This window comes from Caproicibacterium amylolyticum, assembly GCF_014467055.1.
GTDB lineage: Bacteria > Bacillota > Clostridia > Oscillospirales > Acutalibacteraceae > Caproicibacterium > Caproicibacterium amylolyticum.
The window spans coordinates 2,292,710-2,311,825 of sequence record NZ_CP060696.1 but is presented as its reverse complement, the minus strand read 5'-3'; the positions used below and the strand labels follow the sequence as shown (position 1 = coordinate 2,311,825).

Sequence of the window (19,116 nt, the reverse complement as noted above, 5' to 3'; positions counted from 1 at the left end):
CATGCTCATCAGTGAAGCCGAAACCATGCTTACGGAAAAGCTGATTCCCTTTTGGCGGAGCCTGCGTGATGACCAGTATGGTGGTTTTACCGGCTTTATGGGATATGACCTGAAAAAAGACGGCAAAGCAGTAAAAGGCTGCATCCTGCACAGCCGGATTCTGTGGTTTTTCTCCACAGCGGCAAGGATGCTGAACCGCAAAGACTTGCTTGAGGACGCAAAGCACGCTTATGAGTTCTTGCGTGACCACTGTGTGGATACGCAGTGCGGAGGAATTTACTGGTCTGTTAATTACGATGGCTCTGTCTGTGACAGCACCAAGCATACTTACAATCAGGCGTTTGCCATCTATGCATTTTCCTCATATTACCGTGCAAGCGGAGATGAAGAAGCACTGAAATTTGCAAAGCTGCTTTATAAAATGATTGAGAGCCGCTGTAAGGACAGCAAGGGCTATCTGGAGGCGTTTGACCGGGAGTTTGTACCGATTTCCAACGAAAAGCTTTCAGACAACAAAACGCTGATGGCAGAGGGCAAGGTGGCGGAAAAAACCATGAACACCCTGCTGCATGTTTTTGAGGGCTACAGCGGCCTTTACCAAGCCAGCGGTGATGCCGAAGTCGCCGAAAGTATGCGCTGGATCATCTCCATTTTTTTAAGTAAAGTATACAATCCGGCAAAGCACCGGCAGGAAGTGTTCTTTGACAAGGATTGGAACAGCCTGCTGGATATGCAGTCCTATGGCCACGATATTGAAACCTCCTGGCTTTTGGACTGGGGTGCCAGTCTGCTGAAAGATGCAGAGCTGAACCAAAAGGTGCAGGCGGCGGACTCTGACCTTGCCGCCGAAATCTACCGCAGTGCCTACCACAAACACTCCGTCTGGAATGAGTGTGACCTCGGCGAAGTGGACAAAACCCGCGTTTGGTGGGTACAGGCAGAGTCTGTTTTGGGTTTCCTGAACGCCTACCAGAAGCAGCCGGAGCATACGGAGTATTTGCAGGCTGTAGCGGACATCTGGAACTATATTAATGAAAAACTGGTTGACCCGCGCGCAGGTTCCGAGTGGTTCTGGCAGCTGGACGATAACGGTGAGCCGGATACGCAGAAACCAATCGTTGAGCCTTGGAAATGTCCGTATCACAATGGACGCATGTGCTTTGAAATTATGAGGAGGGGAATCAATGCTCCACACTGAATATTACTGCCAGAAAGAAAAGCAGGAGCGCCTGCTTGCAAAACCGAACCAGCCAAAGGACAGCTACAATGGGATTTTTACCCGCTGGCAGAATCCTGTGCTGACACGTGAACATATTCCGCTGCACTGGAAGTATGACCTGAATTCCGAAACCAACCCGTATTTTATGGAGCGCCTTGGTGTGAATACTGTTTTCAATTCTGGTGCAATCGAGCTCAACGGAAAGTTTTATCTGGTCGCCCGCATTGAGGGCAATGACCGCAAATCTTTCTTCGGCGTTGCGGAGAGTGACAATCCCGTGCAGGGATTCCGCTTCTGGGACTATCCGGTGCAGCTGCCGGACACTTGCCCAGAGGAAACCGATGTGTATGATATGCGTGTGACCCAGCATGAGGACGGCTGGATTTACGGTGTGTTCTGCTCCGAAAGCAAGGACAAAACTGCAAATGACCTTTCCTCCGCAGTGGCTGCCGCAGGCATTGTGCGCACAAAGAATTTGAAAACATGGGAACGCCTTGACAACCTGACCACGCTGCATTCCCCACAGCAGCGTAATGTTGTGTTGCTGCCGAAGTTTGTAAACGGCAAGTATGCGTTCTATACCCGCCCAATGGATGGCTTCATCAGCACCGGTTCCGGTGGTGGTATCGGCTTTGGTTTGTGTGATGATATCGGTCATGCGGTGATTGATGAAGAAACCATCACCAGCGCACGCCACTATCACAGAATTACCGAGGATAAAAACGGCGCGGGCGCCGTGCCAATTCGCACGGAACGCGGCTGGCTGCATATTGCACACGGTGTTCGCAATACAGCGGCGGGACTTCGCTATGTGCTGTATGTCTTTGCAACCGACCTTGAGGAACCGTGGAAAGTCATTGCGGAGCCGGGCGGTTATCTGTTGGCGCCGTTTGACGAAGAGCGCGTTGGCGACGTTTCCAATGTTGTGTTTACCAACGGTGCGATTGTGCGTGAAAACGGCGAAGTCTACATTTACTATGCTTCTTGTGACACCCGCCTGCACGTTGCTTCTACAACGATTGACCGTCTGGTGGATTATGTGTTTCATACACCGCAGGATGCTGACCGTTCTGCAGATTGTGTAAAGCAGCGCAGTGAATTGATTGCAAAGAATCTGGAGATTCTGAGGGTGGAAGAGAACAATGGCTGAAGCTGAATTTTGTTGTGCAGCAGTTTTTTCAGACCACATGGTTTTGCAGCGGGAAAAACCGTTCTGCGTTTTCGGCTTTGGCCGCACCGACAGCCGCGTTAACGTTGAGATTGACGGCTGCACTGCGCAGGCAAGCGTGAAAAACGGCCGCTGGAGCGTGACTTTGCCTGCACATAAAGCCAGCGGGCCGTTTGCTATGCGTATTTCTTGTGGGGAAATGGTATTACAATTTGCCGATGTTTTGTTCGGCGAAGTTTGGTTTGCCGGTGGGCAGAGCAATATGGAGCTGGAACTGCAGAACTGCAAAAACGGCAAAGCAGAACTGGCTTCCTGCGCCAACGAAAATCTCCGCTTTTATAACGTAGGAAAACATGCTTATATTGATGAAGCATTTTTACAGGCAGAGCGCGAAAACAGCTGGCGCGTGTGCAGCCCAGACACCTGCGCGGATATTTCGGCGGTAGCCTATTTCTGTGCGCGGGACCTGCAGCAGGAGCTGCAGGTTCCGGTTGGTGTCATTGACTGCTACTGGGGCGGAACCTCGATTAGTTGCTGGATGCCGGAAGAAACACTGAAACGCTCGGCAGCAGGGCAAAAGTATTTGGATGATTACGCAGCCATGGTGGGCAGCAAAACCGATGCGGACTATGACCGCGAAATGCAGGCATACAATGCAGAGTATACTCGCTGGGATGAAAAAGTAAGGGCTATGCGTGCCGAAAATCCAGCTGTAACGTGGGAAGTCCTCAACGAAAAGTGCGGTGTCTGCCCATGGCCGCAGCCTGCCGGCAGAAAATCTCCGTTTCGTCCGGCGGGGCTGTACAAAACAATGGTGCAGCGTGTGGTTCCGTATACCTTGCGCGGTTTCCTGTACTATCAGGGGGAAGAAGACTGGGCACGCTGCCATGACTACGGCGAAATGATGCTGTACCTGATTCGTCAGTGGCGCAGTGACTGGCAGGACGGTGAACTGCCGTTTCTGTTTGTACAGCTGCCCATGTTTATTTCCAAGGCAGATTGGAGCAAAGGCGAGGACAACCGCACTTTCTGCTTTTTGCGTGAGCAGCAGGAGCAGGTGTACCGCTTTGCCCGCAATACCGGTCTGGCGGCCGCACTGGATTGTGGCGAGTTTGACAACATCCACCCGCTGGACAAACAGACAGTTGGTTCGCGGCTGGCTTTACAGGCACTGCAAAAGGTGTATGGAATGCCTCAAGAAGCGGACAGCCCTTCTTTTGCCGGGTTTTCGACAGAGGGCGGCAGCCTGCGGGTTTTTCTGACACATACGGCGGGCGACCTGCAGCTGCGGAGTCAGTGTACCAGCCCCTTCGGAAGTGCTTTTGAAGCTGCCGGAGAGGATATGCGTTTTTATCCGGCAAAAGTCTTGTTGGAACACGGCAGTGTTCTCCTTTCTGCCGAGCAGGTGCCGTACCCTGTGCACGCACGCTATGCATGGTACAGCTACGGACCGACTCCGCTATACGGTGGAAGCGGCTTGCCGGCACTGCCGTTTCGCTGCTAATGCAGTGTCAATTCCATAAAACAGCCACAGAGTTGGGAGGAATCCCCCTTGCAGCTCTGCGGCTGCTTTTTTCACAGAAAAAGGCGGTAGAGTTCGGGTGAAATGCTGGTTGAAAAGCATGGAACACTGCGCTACCATAAAGAAACTGCGGGCGAAACTTTTACTGTATAGAAAAAAACACAACGTTTGCGTACGTTACTGAATAAAAATTAAAGGAAATTGTCATGAAAAAATTATTGTTAAATGAAAACTGGCGGATGCGCGTTTGTGGCGAAGCGGAATGGCTGCCCGCGCGTGTGCCGTGTTCCCTGATTTCCGTACTGCTGGAACAGAAAAGAACACAAGACCCTTACTGGCGCTGCAATGAGGAACAGACGCTCGCACTTTGCCGAAATGACTGCGAATTTTGCCGGACAGTTACGCTGGACGCATCCTTTTTGCAGCAGCGCGCGGTGGAGCTGGTGTGTGAGGGGCTGGATACGCTTGCCGAGATTTTTGTTAACGGCACATTGCTTGCAAAAACAAGCGATATGCACCGCACCTACCGCTTAAACTGTAAGTCTTTGCTGCATGCTGGCAAAAATGAACTGCACATTCTGTTTCATTCACCGGTAGAATATATTGAAAACTATCATCCGGCAGAGGGACGGGAAAGCAAAATAGTGCCCTCCGGCAGTATGGCAGGCGGCCACTATCTGCGCAAGGCACAGTCTATGTTTGGCTGGGACTGGGGGATTCAGCTGCCGGATATGGGCATTTGGCGCGACATTTGGCTGGAAGCGCATGATGAGCCGCGCCTTGAGGGTGTGGAACTGCTGCAGGAGCATACAGAAAATGCCGTAAAGCTGACGGTAAACGTGCAGACCGAGCAGGCCGGCGGCCAAGCCGGCGACCTACTGATGACATCTTTTTTTGCACCGGACGGTGCTTTGCTGGAGCAGTGGCAGGCTGCGTGGCAGCCGGAAACACAGTTTCGGTTTCTGGTGCAAAGTCCGCAGCTTTGGTGGCCAAACGGCTATGGTGAGCATCCACTTTATCGTGTGGAGGTTACCCTGCTTCGTGGAGGGGAAGAACAGGACCGGCGGAGTTACAGCATTGGTCTGCGGACGCTTACGGTACTGCATGAGCCGGACGAGTGGGGCAAATCTTTTGCAGTCTGCGTAAACGGGCTGAAAATCTTTACACGCGGTGCGAATTATATTCCGGAAGACGCGATTTACCCGAACATTGCACCGGCGAAACAGCAGTTTTTGATTGAAACCGCACTGAAAGAAAATATGGACTGCCTGCGTTTGTGGGGCGGCGGCTACTTTCCTTCTGACGCGTTTTACGAGATGTGCGACCGTGCCGGCCTGATGGTTTGGCAGGATCTGCTTTTTGCGTGCGACACCTTTGAACTGACGCCGGAATTTGAAGAAAATATCATTGCCGAAACGCGCGATAATGTATGCCGTCTGCGCCACCATGCCTGCCTGCTGCTGTGGTGCGGCAACAACGAGATCGAATCCGCATGGTCGCACTGGGGTGATTTTCAAGCTGAACCGGCAACTTTGCGTGCGGATTATATCAAGATTTTTGAGTATATTCTGCCGCGTACTGTACGGGAGTTTGACAAGCAAACATTTTATTGGGCATCCTCGCCCAGTTCCGGTGGCTGCATCTGTGACCCGGATGCGGAAACCGACGGCGATGTACACTACTGGGACGTTTGGCACGGGCGCAAACCCTTTACAGACTACCGAAAATATAAATTCCGTTTTTGTTCGGAATTTGGATTTCAGGCATTCCCATCGATGAAAACGATTTGCGCGTTTACAAAGCCGCAGGATAGAAATATTTTCTCTAAGGTTATGGAGTCACACCAAAAAAACGGAAGTGCTAACGGTACAATTCTTTCGTATCTTTCGGAAAATTTTCGCTATCCGGGCACCCTGGAGGGGTTGGTTTATCTGAGTCAGGTGCTGCAGGGCATGGCGATTAAGTACGGCGTAGAGCACTGGCGGCGGCAGCGCGGACAATGCATGGGCAGCCTGTTCTGGCAGCTGAATGACAACTGGCCGGTTGTTTCGTGGGCGGCAGTTGACTATCTGCATCGTTACAAGGCACTGCACTACATGGCGGCACATTTTTATGTGCCGGTTGCATGCAGTCTGCTGCGTGACGGCACTAAAGTGGCGGCATACGTTCAAAATGAGACCGCTGCTGCCGGACACTATCAGGCAAAGCTGCGGCTGCGCGGCTTGGATGGTACACTGCTGGATGAAACGATAGTTACCGGAGAAGCAGCACCTTATTCGGCGCTGAGCCTTGGGGAAAAGGACTTTGCACCGCTTCTTTCCGGACGGGTGGAACAGGTGATTGCGGAAATCGCGTTTTCCGGTGATGGCCTGCAGGATACACTGGAGGCTGAACCGTTTGTTCCTTACAAACATCTGGAACTGAAAAAGGTGGCGATTCAAAAGCAGATTCAGCCCGTCAGCGGCGGCTGGCAAATTACCTTAAATGCAGACGGCGTAGCGCCGTTTGTCTGGCTGGACTTGGCGGACGGTGATGGAGAATTCAGTGACAACTGCTTTCTGCTAAACGGACAGGAAAGCAAAACCGTGCAGCTGAAAACGGCTGGATTGTCTTTGCCGGAGGGCAGTACAGCGGAGCAGCAGCTGACAGTGACCTGCCTGCAGGACACCTATTTATAATTTCTCTTTACGCAGTGCTGAAAGTGTGCTATACTATAGCAGTAGTATCCGCGGGCTTGGAGAGTAAAGAAAAAGCCACTTCTAAAAGGAATGTTCCTTTTGGGGGCGGCTTCTTTTACTTTATTTTTGGTCAGTGTGCAAAGGAACTGCACAGTTTTAATGAAAACTGAAGGTCCTGAATGAAAGTTTAAGGCTTTGCAGGTATAATTAATATATTGTTTCTAAAAAATCTCTTTTCAATTCTGTCAAAAAAAGATATAATGGGAAAGAATGAGAGAGAAGAGCACCCGGCGCAGTTTGGCCTGCGTACGGCATTGTGAGGAATATTAATTTATGTGTGGTATTGTGGGATTTGTTGGCCACAGAGCCGACCAAGAGGAAGTTTTGCAGAAAATGATGGCTGCGATTGCGCACCGCGGCCCGGATGGACAGGGAAGCTACATTGATGAAAATGCTGCTTTGGGGCATCGCCGCCTGTCAATCATAGACATTGAGGGCGGCCGCCAGCCGATGCTCAATGAAGACGGAAATTATATTATCGTTTTTAATGGTGAAATCTACAACTTTCAGGAGCTGCGCGAGGAGCTTTTGGCGGCGGGCCATACTTTTCAGTCACATTGTGACACCGAAGTCCTGCTGCATGGCTATGAAGAGTGGGGCAAGGAAATGCTGGAGCGCCTGCGCGGCATGTTTGCTTTTGCCATTTGGAACAAGCGGGAGAAGTCACTTTTTTGTGCACGTGACCATTTTGGCATTAAGCCGCTTTATTATTACCAGAACGCCCAAACCGGAACACTGCTTTTTGGCAGTGAAATCAAAAGTTTTCTGCCGCACCCCGACTTTGTGAAGGAGTTTAACCCCGCACAGTTGGAACTGTACCTCTCTTACCAGTATTCTGCCGGGGAAAATACATTTTTCAAGGGTGTCAAAAAATTGATGCCGGCACACTGGTTAGAGTACCGTGACGGTAAACTGACCACGCAGCGTTACTGGACGCCGACTTTTTCACCGGACCACAGCCGTTCACTGGAAGAGTGGGAAAACGACATCAGTGCTGCCATGGCGGAAAGTGTGGAGGCACACAAGATTGCCGATGTAGAAGTTGGCAGTTTCCTTTCTTCCGGGGTGGATTCCAGCTACATTGCGGCGCTTGCTCATGTGGACAAAACCTTTACGGTTGGTTTTGCAGACAAAAAGTATGATGAAACAGAATTTGCCCGTACATTCAGCAAAGAAATCGGCGTAAAGAACGATGCCTACTGTGTGACACCGGAAGAATACTGGGCAAACCTCGGTAATATTCAGTATTTTATGGACGAACCGCTGGCAGACGCGGCCAGTGCGGCGCTGTTCTTTGTTAACAAGGAAGCGGCAAAGCACGTAAAGGTCTGCCTTTCCGGCGAGGGTGCGGACGAATTCTTCGGCGGCTATAACACTTACAAAGAGCCGTTTATGGCTTCTTGGTACAACCGTGTACCGCTGCCGCTGCGCCGTGCCATTGGTGCGGTAGCGGGTTTGATGCCGCCGGTACGCGGCATTAACTTTTTAGTGCGGCGCGGTGCTCCGCTGGAGGAGCGCTATATCGGCAACACCAATCTGATGGGAGAGCGGCGCAAAAAACAGCTTCTGCGGAACTATACAGGTTCCGTGAAGCCCACTGACCTTTCCAAAGTTTATATGCAGCAGGTCAGCGGGCAGGATGATGTAGCCCAAATGCAGTTCTGCGACCTGAACCTGTGGATGGTAGGCGATATTCTGCTGAAAGCGGACAAGATGAGCATGGCGAACAGTTTGGAACTGCGTGTGCCGTTTTTGGACCGTCGGGTGTTTGACCTTGCCTGTCGTATCCCAACAGAATGTAAGGTAAATGCTGCGCAGACCAAGATTGCTATGCGCGGCGCAGCAGAAAAACTGATTCCTTCAAGAACGGCGGAAAAGAAGAAGCTTGGCTTCCCGGTACCGGTGCGTGCGTGGCTGCGTGACGAAAAATATGCCGATATTGTGCGCCAGGAATTCGTCAGCCCACAGGCACAGCAGTTTTTCAATACGAAAGCCCTGCTGAAAATGCTGGATCAGCATATTGCCGGCAAGCGGGACAACTGGCGGCAGATCTGGTGTGTATTCATGTTCCTTATCTGGTACAAAGAATATTTCGTAAAGCGCTGAGTATCAATTCAATAAAAAATTTGAAAGTGGAAAATGCCTGTGCAGGTGTTTTCCATTTTTGATATTGCTAAAAAATTCTTATGAATGAAAATCGTGTTCACGTGATCTTCATCTTTTACACTTAAAACTTCCACGCGCGGTAATTATGATATCCTCATAAACCAATCTGAAAAGAGATGACAGGAGGATATCTATGAACCGAAAACTTGCACTGCTGCTGGATGCGGTTATGCTGACTGTGATGGTGATTTTGATGGGGCCGGGCGTGACCGGCATTCCGTGGCATGAAATTATTGGCACAGCGGTGCTGGTGCTGTTTATTGTACACTGTGCGGTAAATGCATGGTGGTTTCGTGCAGCGGCAAAACGGCGGCAGGGGCGGCGAACATTTTATTCTGTACTGCGGCAGACTGTAAATTTTCTGCTGCTGGCCGACTCGGTTTTGCTGCTGGTCAGTTCACTAATGATTTCACACTCTGTTTTTGCATTCCTGGGCCTTTCGGGCGGTACAGTTTGGGTGTACTTGCACCGGGTGAGTGCCTATACAGAGCTTATTTTAATTTCGGTGCATTTGGGCCTGCACTGGAAAATGATTCTTGCAGCCATGCGGCAGGCGCTGCATGTACAGAGCACAAACAAGGTTTTAACCATGTTCTGGCGTATCTGTTCACTGGTGCTGGCTGTGTTCGGCATTTGGGCCAGTATTACGCGGGACATTGCAGGGAAGTACCGTCTGCCGGAAAGCAGTGTGGATGTGACACAAAGCGGTGAAACAGACAGTACAACTGTGACTGCAAAGTCAAAGCAGCAAACGGTGCTCTACCAGAAAATGAATGTGCACAAGGGTGAAACAGTGGAAAGAAGTTTTTCTGATACGCCGATACAAAGCGGCGAATCGGAAGAGGATTTTCTTGGCAGGCTTACCTGCACCGGCTGCGGCAAACACTGCCCGCTGATAAGCCCGCAGTGTGGTACCGGTACTTCACAGGCGCAGCAGGCTTCTGCATATTATCAGAACCAGAATGGCGAAACAGTTTCCAGTTCGGAAAGCAGCAGTCAGGAGGGAAAAGACTCCAGCACTGTCAGCACGCCGACAGCAGAAAGCGGCACATTAGAGGAATATCTTGGTTCACTGACATGCACTGGCTGCGGCAGACATTGTCCGCTGACAAGCCCGCAGTGCAGTGTCGGACAGCAGCAGGCACAGGAGGCAACAACTGCTTACCAGTCAAAGTATGCAACTTCAGCAGATGAACGGGAAAAACAGCCGATGGAAGAAGCTGATTCGCTGCCGCTGTTGTTCCGGGACTACATTCCTATTATGGGCATGTATGCAGCAGGGACCTACTACCTGCTTGAATTTGTGCAGATACGGGAACGCAAAAAGAAAGAACTAAATAAGCTTCCTAAATAAAATAAACCGAGCCGACAGCGTTTTTGCTGCCGGCTCGGTTTTTGCTGTCAAGCTTTGCCTGTTTTCCAGCGTTTTAGTGTGGGAAAAAACTGTTTCATCATGCTGCGTGCAGTGGCTTCGTTCATATCCGGATTTTCTTTTGCCATAATCGGCATGCAGAATTCGATCATTTCATCCATCGTACTGTTGGCTGTAAATGTACCTTTGTCGTAACAGTATTTGCAGTAATCTTTACTCTTGCTGCCGTCGGCTTCGGTTCCATAGAACTCGTCGGTTTCACCCATTGGCATTCCGCAGGACTGACAAAATTTTTCTTCCATTACAAAAAGACCTCCTGAAAATGTGATTATTTTTGTTTCTGAGGTCATCTTACCAAAAATAACCTGACATCGTACGTCAGGTTATTGATTCTTCTGCAAAATTTTTTGGCTTTCTTCTGCCAGCCGTCTGCGAATATGTTCCGGCTCTAAAACTTCTAGTGCCGAGCCAAAGGACAGAAGATAGCCGTAAAGCCAGGTGTCCTCCGGCATTTCAATGGTCAGCAGCAAGTCACCGTTTTGGTCTGTGCTGACCATGCGGTGGTCAAATTCATCATATATCCGGTATCCCAGCGTTTTACTGATACGCAGCTTAATAGGTACGCCGCTGCGTGCAGACGAAAAACTGTCAATCTGCGGGGGTGAAAGCGTTTCTGCAAAGCAGCCGTCGGTCAGTTCCAAACCAGAAATGCGGGAGAGCTTGAAGGTGCGGTAATCCTGCCGCTCCAGGCAGTACGCCTGCAGATACCAGGAACTTGACTTAAAAACGAGTTTTGCAGGTTTTACAATTCGCTTGGTAAGGACGCCGCTGCCGCTGGTGTAGGAGAAACTAATAATGCGGTGCTGCAGTACGGCATCTTTCAAGATATTGAACTTTTCTTTGCTTTCGGCATCTTCGTACCAACTGGAAAGGTCGACTTCAATCCAGTTCGTATCTGCTTTGTGGAAAAGTGCTTTCATTTTCAGCAGCAGGCTGTCCATTTCACTGGAAGTTGGGGAAATGCTTTTTACAGCCATCAAAATTTGCTCCTGCTCCTGTTCAGACAAAAGTGCCTTGTTCAGCACGAAGTGCTGCAGCAGGGAAATACCGCCGCCTTTGCCCTGCACTGTGTAAACAGGAATGCCGGCCATACTGAGGGAGTCAATGTCGCGGTAAATGGTGCGCACGGAAACTTCCAGTTGTTTTGCCAGTTCCGGAGCAGTGACCGTTTCCTTTTCCATGAGGATGTTGATAATTTGAAACAGCCTGTTTACAGACACGGGTGCTGCACTTCCTATCAGTGAAAATTACTATTTCCTGCATTATAGCATGAATTGTTTTGTGTTTCCAGCGAGGCGTATCGGTGAGGAGTAGAAAATTTTTCCTTAAATCCCGCCGAAATCGCCAATTAACTGGATTATTTTGGAGAATTATGTTACTATCTTTGATAAGGAGTGACAACAGGATGGAAACAAGGCTGAGAATTGCAATTTGCGATGACAACCCGGTTCTGCGTATGCAGCTGAAGGAGGATGTTGAGGCTTATTTTAGCCGGACAAAAATGCAGGTGGAAATTGATCTGTTTGAGTCTGGTGAAGCTCTTACAGAAAAACCACAGATTTATCACATGGCGTTTTTAGATGTAGAAATGAAAAAAATCAACGGTATCACGGCAGGGTATTGGCTGAAGGACCAAAATCCAGATATCTACATCTTTATTATTACCGCCTACGAAAAGTATTTGGATGATGCATTTGACTTGAACGTGTTTCGCTATCTACAGAAGCCGGTGGACAAAGAACGGCTGTACCATGGGCTGAGTGCAGCACTGGCGCGTAACCGACGACTGACATGTATGCTGGACGGAAAGATGGAAGCACTTTTTGTCAAGGATATTGTATGTGTTTACTCAGAGCGCGGCAAAACAATGTTGGTCACACAGAGTAAAACATACTCTACCATTTATCCGCTTGCTTTTTGGAAGGATAATCTGTATGAACTTTTTTTTGCACAGCCGCACAGCAGTTACATTGTGAACTGCAATTACGTGTCGCTGTTTGAAAAGGGAGCAGTTACGCTGCAGTATGGAGACAAGCAGACAATAAAAATTTACATTTCGCAGCGGAAATACTATCATTTTAAACATGATCTTTTTCAGTGGATGGAGTGCGGTAAATAATGATGAACACAATCTCAATACTGCTGCTTTATTTATTTGAAGCAGTGATTATTTGGAATTATTTTAACTGTATATTTAAGTATAAGCGCAAGGCCGGTGCAATACTGGCAAGCTTTGCCGCCGGATACGGAATTTTGTTTGCTGCTTATTTTGTTGGAAGTCCGTTTGTCAACGTGCTGGCCTTTACAGTAGTTAATCTTTTGCTGGCAATCTTTAATTACGCATGTAAGGCTTGGTCGGCGGTTTTTCACAGTGCCATTTTGTCGCTGTTCATGTTTCTCAGTGAAATTATCGTAATTTTCCTTTCGGATTTTTGGTCTGCTTCCAGCAGTCCCAACAATGCAGCTTACAGTTTCTTTTTAAATGCTTCCCTGAGCAAATTGGTTTTTCTGATTTTGTGCCAGCTGGCAGCACATATTGCCATGCGCGAAAATCAGAGTATGCAGTTTCCGCTGAAATCGCTTGGGCTGTTTTCACTGCCGATTTCTACATTTATTTTGCTGAATGCAATTTATCATATTTCGCAGGAAATAGAGCTGCCGGCAAAATATGACCTCGTCCTGTGTGCTGCTTCGATTTTACTGCTGTTTGCCAATATCGTTGTTTTCATTATTTATGAGAATTTGATTAAAAATAATCAGAAAATGACGGAACTGCAGTTGGCAAGACAAAAGGAAACGATTGATCACGCATACTATAAAATCCTGCAGGAGCAGTACGAAAACTCCAGAATGCTGGTGCATGATATAAAAAATCATCTTAGCGCGATCGATACACTGGCAGCTGGGGACCACCCTGAAAGGGTGCATGAATATGTTTCTTCTATTTATGACCATTATCAGCTTTCCAGCAGGCTGCCTTTTTCCGGCAATAACATGATGGATGTTATCTGCAATCAAAAGCAGACGCAGTGTGCGCAGGAGGGAATTTCAATTTCATTTCACAATGAAGGCATTCAACTCAACTTTATGAATGATGTGGATTTGTGTGCACTGCTGACCAATTTATTGGACAATGCAATTGAGTCCTGCCGGATTTCGGCAAACAAATACATAGCTGTTTCCTTTCACTCAAAGAACAAAGTATTTGTTGTCATCAGTATACAAAACAGCTGTGACTGCAAACCAAAGATTGTAAATCATAAACTGGTTACCAGAAAGCCGAACAAATTGGCACACGGTATTGGAATGCTCAGTATTGAAAAATCCATCAAAAAATATCATGGAACCATGGACTATTATTACGATGAGGAACAAAGAATTTTTCATACAAACGTTGCTTTCCCGATTTCCTGCCAGGAAAAAGAAGCTGGCTAAGCCCTGTAATAAATCTATATAATTTGTAAAAAAATGGTGAAACCACTATCACTTATCGCCGATTTACTATCACTTATCGATTTCCCCTTGAAAAAAACTCAAATTAGAGTATGATACATCTTAATCAAAATTTTAAGGAGGAACTGATTATGCTGAACGTGAAAAAGGTCCTATGTTCCAGACTCGCAACGGTAGCTGAAAAAGCTGCCAGAGGTGCATTGTCCCGCAGTGCCAACTCTACATCCTGTTACGTTTACTATCAGCCGAAGGCTCCGAAAGATCTGAAGAAGTTCAGGAAGTTTTGATGAAAAGCCAGCTGTCCAACTGCATTGCATGTAAACTTGCAGAGTATGGAGCCATAGCCAAGGAAGATTGCGATACATATGCTTACGGCATCAATTTGCTGCTTTCAGCACTGCTTCACATTGCGACAACAGTTTTCATTGGCTTTGTTTTCCAGATGTTGCCCGAGTGTATTTTCTTTTACGGAAGCTTTGCGGTACTTCGCCGCTTTGTCGGTGGGTACCACGCGGGTTCCCCGGTCAGATGTTATATTCTGTCCTGTCTGGTTATTATTGCTGTTCTGCTTGCAGTCAAATATATTAACCCTGAATGGATGATTCCTGTTGACACCCTTATACTGTTCCTGTGTGGCATCGTAATTCTATGGTTAGCCCCTGTAGAAGATGCAAATAAACCACTTGACGATGAGGAGATTCAGCATTATAAAAGGACAGGCAGAATTATATGGCTGATTGAAACGGCTGCAGCTGTAACCCTGATGGCTGTGGGTCTGAAAAACTTGGCACTGTCAATGTGTCTTTCTCAGGCGGTACTTGCGGGAATGCTTGCTTCTGGAAAGTTGAAAAATATGCATCGGCTTGCAAAGGCAGAGTGACAGCCGCGTTTTTCAAGTCGACTGTAGCGTCGATGTTTGGTTGCACAAACCTTGTTTTGAAGAAAAGCAGCAGTCAAAGACTGCTGCTTTTCTTTTGCTCAAAAAGAAAATGTAAAAAACAGTTGACTTTTAATTCTTACTATGCTATTATATATGAGCACCTTTTGAAAAGGAAATATATCGCGGGATGGAGCAGTCCGGTAGCTCGTCGGGCTCATAACCCGAAGGTCGTAGGTTCAAATCCTGCTCCCGCAACCAAATTGTATGTACGCTTATCTCGACATCGTAAGATTGTCGGGGTAGGCGTACATTTTTATTACATGGCACTTTACATTGTTTGGAATATTTTTGCCGTTCCAGTTTGCTGTTGAATTCTGAAATAGGTGTATAATCGTCTCTGGGTAACATAATGCCTATCATTAGTGCAGTAATGATATCCTCTAATTTGCTTTTGCGAACACGAAGGTGGCAACTTTGCCTTCGAGATTAGGACTGGCATTGTTAATTTGTGCTACAATCATTTTAGCCATTTTTTCGAAGTCTGTACCCAGAAAATATGCTTTGAGATGCTGAACAGCAAAAGTTTCTATTTCATTTACATTAATATTTTTTGCATTACAGGATCGAGTCCGATATTTATTTCTGAAAGTATCATATCGTGCTTCATGTTCCCTTTTTGTTTGTGACCAGTATATCTGTAGCACTACATTGAACGCATTCCATCAGTCCGGACAGAGAAAGATATGTCCTTTGAGCTTTGTAAGCGGCTTTATGAATTCGTGAGGAAACAAAAAATGATAAAAGATAGTTCAACCGAATGCTGGAATCAGGCAAATATTAATGAATGGATCAATATTGCACAGACGAATGATTTCAGAATGTATTACATAATGCCATATACACTAGAAAAATTGGGAGATGTGAAGGGGAAACACATTCTTGATTTAGGGTGCGGAGATGGCGGCTATTCAAGAGCATTGGCACATAAAGGCGCATTCCTTACATCGGCCGATTGTTCGGAAGATATGGTCGGGTATGCAAAGAACAAGGCGGAGGAAGAGGGTTTAAGGATTGACCATCATGTCATAAACGCAAATGCCCTGAATGGTATTCAGAAGAATTATTACGATTTGGTTCTCTGTTCAATGATGTTGATGGATGTTGAAGACCTGGATGGGACCTTAAAGGAAATTCACCGCGTCTTAAAGCCAAAGGGAACTGTTTTTATTTCAATTCTGCATCCATGCTTCAAGGGGAAAGAAACCGCGTGGCTAAAAAACAATGGAAGCATTCAAGTGCTCATTTCTGATTACCACAATCCTGAAAAATGGGTTGGAGAAATCAAAGGAATGAAAGATCCGGTTATTTACAGGCATAGAACGCTGTCGGATTATGTGAAGGCTTTTGTCGGAAACAATTTCAAGATAACTGACATGAATGAACCTGTTCCGACAAAAGAACAGGTTCAAAAGTCGCCAAGAGTTGCCTGGCTTAAAAAAATACCAATGTATTTATTTATAGAATTAGAAAAATAAGTTTCGACTTTGTAAATCGATTGTCCGTGATGAACACGGTTGTATGACATATAACAGCAAAGGGCAATTTGCATTCTGTATTATCTTTACCATACACGAAATCCTGAGCCGGATTATTTATATATTCTGTGCTCATTGATAAACACACGCAATGTATGCAACTTCAGGTTGCATACATTGTAAAAAGAGAAAATGCAAATTGGTGTACTTATAGTTTTTTATCTGTCATAATGTGTTCATCAAATGCAAAGGAGAATCATGAAATGAGCTTTGGACAGAATTTGCAGTTCCTCAGAAAAATGCATGACGGGATGACACAAGAGAAATTAGCAGAGAAGATGGGGGTATCTCGGCAGACGATATCAAAATGGGAAATAGATTCGGCCTTCCCTGAAATGGAAACAGCTATTGCACTATGCAAACTATTCTCTTGCTCTTTAGATGAACTGTTACGGGAAAATATGAATTCGGGTAGTGATGCATACACGAATATTTGTGTAGAAGAATTACCGCCGATGCAATATGTCAGGTACGCTGTAATCAGCGGAGCGCCTGAAGATGATGCAATAAAGCATGTGAACGATTGGGCAATTTCCTGCGGGATAAAACAGCCGGAAATTATCGGATGGGATTTTCCATTTACATCTCAGGAGCAAATTAATGTGTACCATATGCATGGCTATGCAGCGGCATGCATCTTGCCGTCGGATTTTGATACAACTTGTGCAGATATGGAAATTATTACGCAAGCAAAGCAGCAGTATGCAGTTATCACAGTAAAAGAACCATTTAGCGCACCGTTCTCCTTGATTCCGAATGCATATAAAACGCTTATGCGATATATGGAAGTAAATGGCCTGCAGCACAAGCAAACAAAAGAAGTTTTACCTTGTTTTGAAAAAGTATATGAAGAAGACAGTGTTTCTTTTATGGATGTATATATTGCTGTTGAAAATTAAAAGGTGGCTTGCGACAATAGGCAGAGTATGGGCAGACTCAGCAGTTTAGCGGTGAATGCGGGCTGCATATTGGTACTATATAAGGGGAAGTATGGCCTGACGTGCTTTCAATTGGATTTCGGCAGTGTATAAATTAAGTTCGCAGAAGTAAAGAAGGAATAGAGAAAAGCTAAAAATGAAAAAGGACGAATATTAGCACTCTAATATAAAGACTGCTAATATTTAAAATATGTTCATAAAGTATGCAATGATTTTTAACAGTCGACGGGTAATATAAGAATTGTCAAAGGGAAGCACCCGAAAGACAAAATAAAATACATGTACTGCCCCAGAAGGGCAGGCAGAAAAATGGAGGTTTTCATCATGTTTGACTTAATCCCGTTTGAGCATCGCAATGCTGGCCTGTTTGATTTCTTTAACCACTTTGATGATGACTTCTTCAATTCCACTCAGAACAGTTTTGCACCCTGCCGCACAGATATCCGTGACGAGGGCAATCAATATGTGCTGGAAGCAGAACTGCCCGGTTTCAGTAAAGAGGAAATCAATGTCAATGTGGAAAATGACTGCATGACGCTGACCGCACAGCACAAAGAGGACAGCGAACAGAAAGACAATGCCGGTAACTACATCCGCCGTGAGCGCAGAATGAACAGCTTGAGCCGTTCATTTGACATTTCCGGTATTAATACGGAGAAGATTACCGCCAGCTTCGAAAACGGTGTGCTGACTATGCATATGCCGAAAAATGAAGAAACAAAACCGCTGCCGAAACAAATTACAATTCAATAATCAATAGCTTGTTCGGCCAGAATAAAGAGAGCACCGCCGCAGATAGAAAAAAAGTCTGCGGCGGTGTTCTCTTTATTTTCGGAGTGTTAAAGGCAGTTGGCGTGAGTTCAGGTAAATAATTGAGAAATGGTGCAGCAAAAATTTTACAATGCGTGTAGTTTTATTAAAAACATCAAAAATGATATGGTGTTGTGGTGTAATTTTAGCAGTGTTCGTAAAATTATTCTCATGATATGATAAACATGAACAAAAAGTGAAATAAATGTTTCAGCAAAATGTCTTTGGAGGGGTCGAAAATGGTCAAAGGGGCTGTCCCCGTTAAACAGGGAACAAAAAAGAAGAAAAGCAGCTGGGAGAGCAAAAAATTGTTCTTATGCGTGCTGCCGTTCCTCGTACTGGTATTTTTCTTTTCGTATTTTCCGCTGCATGGATGGATTTATGCTTTCTTTGATTACAAACCGCCGCTGCGGCTGGACCAGTGCAGCTATGTAGGCATCAAATGGTTCCAGACGCTGTTTGCCAATCCAACGCAGGTTCGCCAGCTGGTGCAGGTCATGGTGAACACCTTTGCCATGAGCCTGCTGGGCATTGCGACTTCCATTCTGCCGCTGCTGTTCGCGGTATTCCTAAATGAAATTAAGTGCAAGTGGTTCCGCAATCTGGTACAGACTATGACTACGCTGCCGAACTTCATCAGCTGGGTGTTGGTGTACTCCGTAGCATTCAGCCTGTTTTCCAATAACGGCATGGTGAACACCGTCCTGCAGCAGGCGGGAATCATAGCGGCGCCAATGAAGTTTTTGGACAGCGATTCGCACACCTACCTGTGGATGCTGTTCTGGAACACCTGGAAGTGCCTTGGCTGGAACGCGATTATGTACTTAGCTTCCATTACCAGCATCGACCCGTCTTTGTATGAAGCGGCACGTGTGGACGGTGCTAACCGCGGACAGCTGATTCGCAATATCACGATTCCGGCGCTGATGCCTACTTTCTTCGTTCTGCTGATGCTTTCTGTTGCAAACTTCTTGAACAACGGCATGGATCAATACTTTGTGTTCCAGAACGCATTCAACAAGACCCATATTCAGGTGCTTGATTTGTACGTTTACAATATCGGCATGACCGGAAACAGTTTGTCGCTTGCCACTGCAATCAGCATGCTCAAGAGCGTTGTCAGCGTTTCACTGCTGATTCTTGTAAACTTTGTTTCCAAGAAAACGCGCGGCGCATCGATTGTCTGACAAACGGA

General features: G+C 46.7%; 16 protein-coding genes and 1 tRNA gene. 15 read left to right on the top strand and 2 right to left on the bottom strand.

All coding sequences use genetic code 11. The features are described 5' to 3' along the window. The first annotated feature begins 1 nt into the window (after position 1). The 6 genes from H6X83_RS11015 (at position 2) to H6X83_RS10990 (ending at position 10,167) form a co-directional block, all read left to right on the top strand. A complete protein-coding gene (locus H6X83_RS11015; RefSeq protein WP_212506528.1) occupies positions 2–1,198 on the top strand; it encodes an AGE family epimerase/isomerase in 1,197 nt (398 codons plus the stop codon). Beyond that, positions 1,185–2,369 carry a glycoside hydrolase family 130 protein gene (locus H6X83_RS11010; protein ID WP_212506527.1) on the top strand — a complete coding sequence of 395 codons (1,185 nt, stop codon included), beginning with the start codon at positions 1,185–1,187 and terminating at the stop codon, positions 2,367–2,369. The genes H6X83_RS11015 and H6X83_RS11010 overlap by 14 nt, the downstream gene beginning before the upstream one ends. Then, positions 2,362–3,891, top strand: a complete 1,530-nt coding sequence (locus tag H6X83_RS11005) for a sialate O-acetylesterase (RefSeq protein WP_212506526.1) — start codon at positions 2,362–2,364, stop codon at positions 3,889–3,891. The genes H6X83_RS11010 and H6X83_RS11005 overlap by 8 nt, the downstream gene beginning before the upstream one ends. A gap of 224 nt (positions 3,892–4,115) precedes the next feature. Beyond that, positions 4,116–6,587, top strand: a complete 2,472-nt coding sequence (locus H6X83_RS11000; RefSeq protein ID WP_212506525.1) for a beta-mannosidase — start codon at positions 4,116–4,118, stop codon at positions 6,585–6,587. A gap of 333 nt (positions 6,588–6,920) precedes the next feature. Continuing rightward, complete coding sequence (gene asnB, locus H6X83_RS10995; RefSeq protein ID WP_212506524.1) at positions 6,921–8,753, top strand: asparagine synthase (glutamine-hydrolyzing); 1,833 nt, start codon at positions 6,921–6,923, stop codon at positions 8,751–8,753. Between the two features lie 193 nt (positions 8,754–8,946). Beyond that, positions 8,947–10,167: a DUF4405 domain-containing protein gene (locus tag H6X83_RS10990; RefSeq protein ID WP_212506523.1), complete on the top strand. Its 1,221-nt coding sequence runs from the start codon at positions 8,947–8,949 to the stop codon at positions 10,165–10,167. Positions 10,168–10,214: 47 nt separating this feature from the next. On the opposite strand, the gene H6X83_RS10985 is transcribed toward H6X83_RS10990, so the two are convergent. Further along, positions 10,215–10,487, bottom strand: a complete 273-nt coding sequence (locus H6X83_RS10985) for a zinc ribbon domain-containing protein (protein ID WP_212506522.1) — start codon at positions 10,485–10,487, stop codon at positions 10,215–10,217. 81 nt (positions 10,488–10,568) lie between these two features. Further along, positions 10,569–11,465 carry a helix-turn-helix transcriptional regulator gene (locus tag H6X83_RS10980; RefSeq protein WP_212506521.1) on the bottom strand — a complete coding sequence of 299 codons (897 nt, stop codon included), beginning with the start codon at positions 11,463–11,465 and terminating at the stop codon, positions 10,569–10,571. A gap of 185 nt (positions 11,466–11,650) precedes the next feature. On the opposite strand from H6X83_RS10980, the gene H6X83_RS10975 reads away from it, so the two are divergent. The 9 genes from H6X83_RS10975 (at position 11,651) to H6X83_RS10935 (ending at position 19,108) form a co-directional block, all read left to right on the top strand. Next, entirely contained in the window at positions 11,651–12,364 is a 714-nt protein-coding gene (locus H6X83_RS10975; protein WP_212506520.1) for a LytR/AlgR family response regulator transcription factor, read from the top strand. Continuing rightward, positions 12,364–13,680 (top strand): ATP-binding protein, encoded by a 1,317-nt coding sequence (locus H6X83_RS10970; RefSeq protein WP_212506519.1) that lies wholly within the window; start codon positions 12,364–12,366, stop codon positions 13,678–13,680. The genes H6X83_RS10975 and H6X83_RS10970 overlap by 1 nt, the downstream gene beginning before the upstream one ends. Positions 13,681–13,829: 149 nt before the next feature. Further along, positions 13,830–13,985: a cyclic lactone autoinducer peptide gene (locus H6X83_RS10965; protein WP_212506518.1), complete on the top strand. Its 156-nt coding sequence runs from the start codon at positions 13,830–13,832 to the stop codon at positions 13,983–13,985. Beyond that, positions 13,985–14,578, top strand: a complete 594-nt coding sequence (locus tag H6X83_RS10960; RefSeq protein WP_212506517.1) for an accessory gene regulator ArgB-like protein — start codon at positions 13,985–13,987, stop codon at positions 14,576–14,578. The genes H6X83_RS10965 and H6X83_RS10960 overlap by 1 nt, the downstream gene beginning before the upstream one ends. Positions 14,579–14,759: 181 nt before the next feature. Continuing rightward, positions 14,760–14,836 (top strand) — tRNA-Met (locus H6X83_RS10955). 536 nt (positions 14,837–15,372) lie between these two features. After that, a complete protein-coding gene (locus tag H6X83_RS10950; RefSeq protein WP_212506516.1) occupies positions 15,373–16,113 on the top strand; it encodes a class I SAM-dependent methyltransferase in 741 nt (246 codons plus the stop codon). 263 nt (positions 16,114–16,376) lie between these two features. Continuing rightward, a complete protein-coding gene (locus tag H6X83_RS10945; RefSeq protein ID WP_212506515.1) occupies positions 16,377–17,072 on the top strand; it encodes a helix-turn-helix domain-containing protein in 696 nt (231 codons plus the stop codon). 363 nt (positions 17,073–17,435) lie between these two features. Then, positions 17,436–17,864, top strand: a complete 429-nt coding sequence (locus H6X83_RS10940) for an Hsp20/alpha crystallin family protein (RefSeq protein ID WP_212506514.1) — start codon at positions 17,436–17,438, stop codon at positions 17,862–17,864. 296 nt (positions 17,865–18,160) lie between these two features. Then, positions 18,161–19,108, top strand: coding sequence for an ABC transporter permease subunit (locus H6X83_RS10935; protein WP_212506513.1), 948 nt, complete (start codon positions 18,161–18,163; stop codon positions 19,106–19,108). Positions 19,109–19,116: the final 8 nt, after the last annotated feature.

What these genes read in the sequence shown, in the direction of transcription:
- H6X83_RS10945 (WP_212506515.1), top strand. Translation starts at nt 16,377, where the DNA reads ATGAGCTTTGGACAGAATTTGCAGTTCCTCAGAAAAATGCATGACGGG.
- H6X83_RS11005 (WP_212506526.1), top strand. Translation starts at nt 2,362, where the DNA reads ATGGCTGAAGCTGAATTTTGTTGTGCAGCAGTTTTTTCAGACCACATG.
- H6X83_RS11000 (WP_212506525.1), top strand. Translation starts at nt 4,116, where the DNA reads ATGAAAAAATTATTGTTAAATGAAAACTGGCGGATGCGCGTTTGTGGC.
- H6X83_RS10985 (WP_212506522.1), bottom strand. Translation starts at nt 10,487, where the DNA reads ATGGAAGAAAAATTTTGTCAGTCCTGCGGAATGCCAATGGGTGAAACC.
- H6X83_RS10935 (WP_212506513.1), top strand. Translation starts at nt 18,161, where the DNA reads ATGGTCAAAGGGGCTGTCCCCGTTAAACAGGGAACAAAAAAGAAGAAA.
- asnB (WP_212506524.1), top strand. Translation starts at nt 6,921, where the DNA reads ATGTGTGGTATTGTGGGATTTGTTGGCCACAGAGCCGACCAAGAGGAA.
- H6X83_RS11010 (WP_212506527.1), top strand. Translation starts at nt 1,185, where the DNA reads ATGCTCCACACTGAATATTACTGCCAGAAAGAAAAGCAGGAGCGCCTG.
- H6X83_RS10975 (WP_212506520.1), top strand. Translation starts at nt 11,651, where the DNA reads ATGGAAACAAGGCTGAGAATTGCAATTTGCGATGACAACCCGGTTCTG.
- H6X83_RS10960 (WP_212506517.1), top strand. Translation starts at nt 13,985, where the DNA reads ATGAAAAGCCAGCTGTCCAACTGCATTGCATGTAAACTTGCAGAGTAT.
- H6X83_RS10950 (WP_212506516.1), top strand. Translation starts at nt 15,373, where the DNA reads ATGATAAAAGATAGTTCAACCGAATGCTGGAATCAGGCAAATATTAAT.
- H6X83_RS11015 (WP_212506528.1), top strand. Translation starts at nt 2, where the DNA reads ATGCTCATCAGTGAAGCCGAAACCATGCTTACGGAAAAGCTGATTCCC.
- H6X83_RS10965 (WP_212506518.1), top strand. Translation starts at nt 13,830, where the DNA reads ATGCTGAACGTGAAAAAGGTCCTATGTTCCAGACTCGCAACGGTAGCT.
- H6X83_RS10990 (WP_212506523.1), top strand. Translation starts at nt 8,947, where the DNA reads ATGAACCGAAAACTTGCACTGCTGCTGGATGCGGTTATGCTGACTGTG.
- H6X83_RS10940 (WP_212506514.1), top strand. Translation starts at nt 17,436, where the DNA reads ATGTTTGACTTAATCCCGTTTGAGCATCGCAATGCTGGCCTGTTTGAT.
- H6X83_RS10970 (WP_212506519.1), top strand. Translation starts at nt 12,364, where the DNA reads ATGATGAACACAATCTCAATACTGCTGCTTTATTTATTTGAAGCAGTG.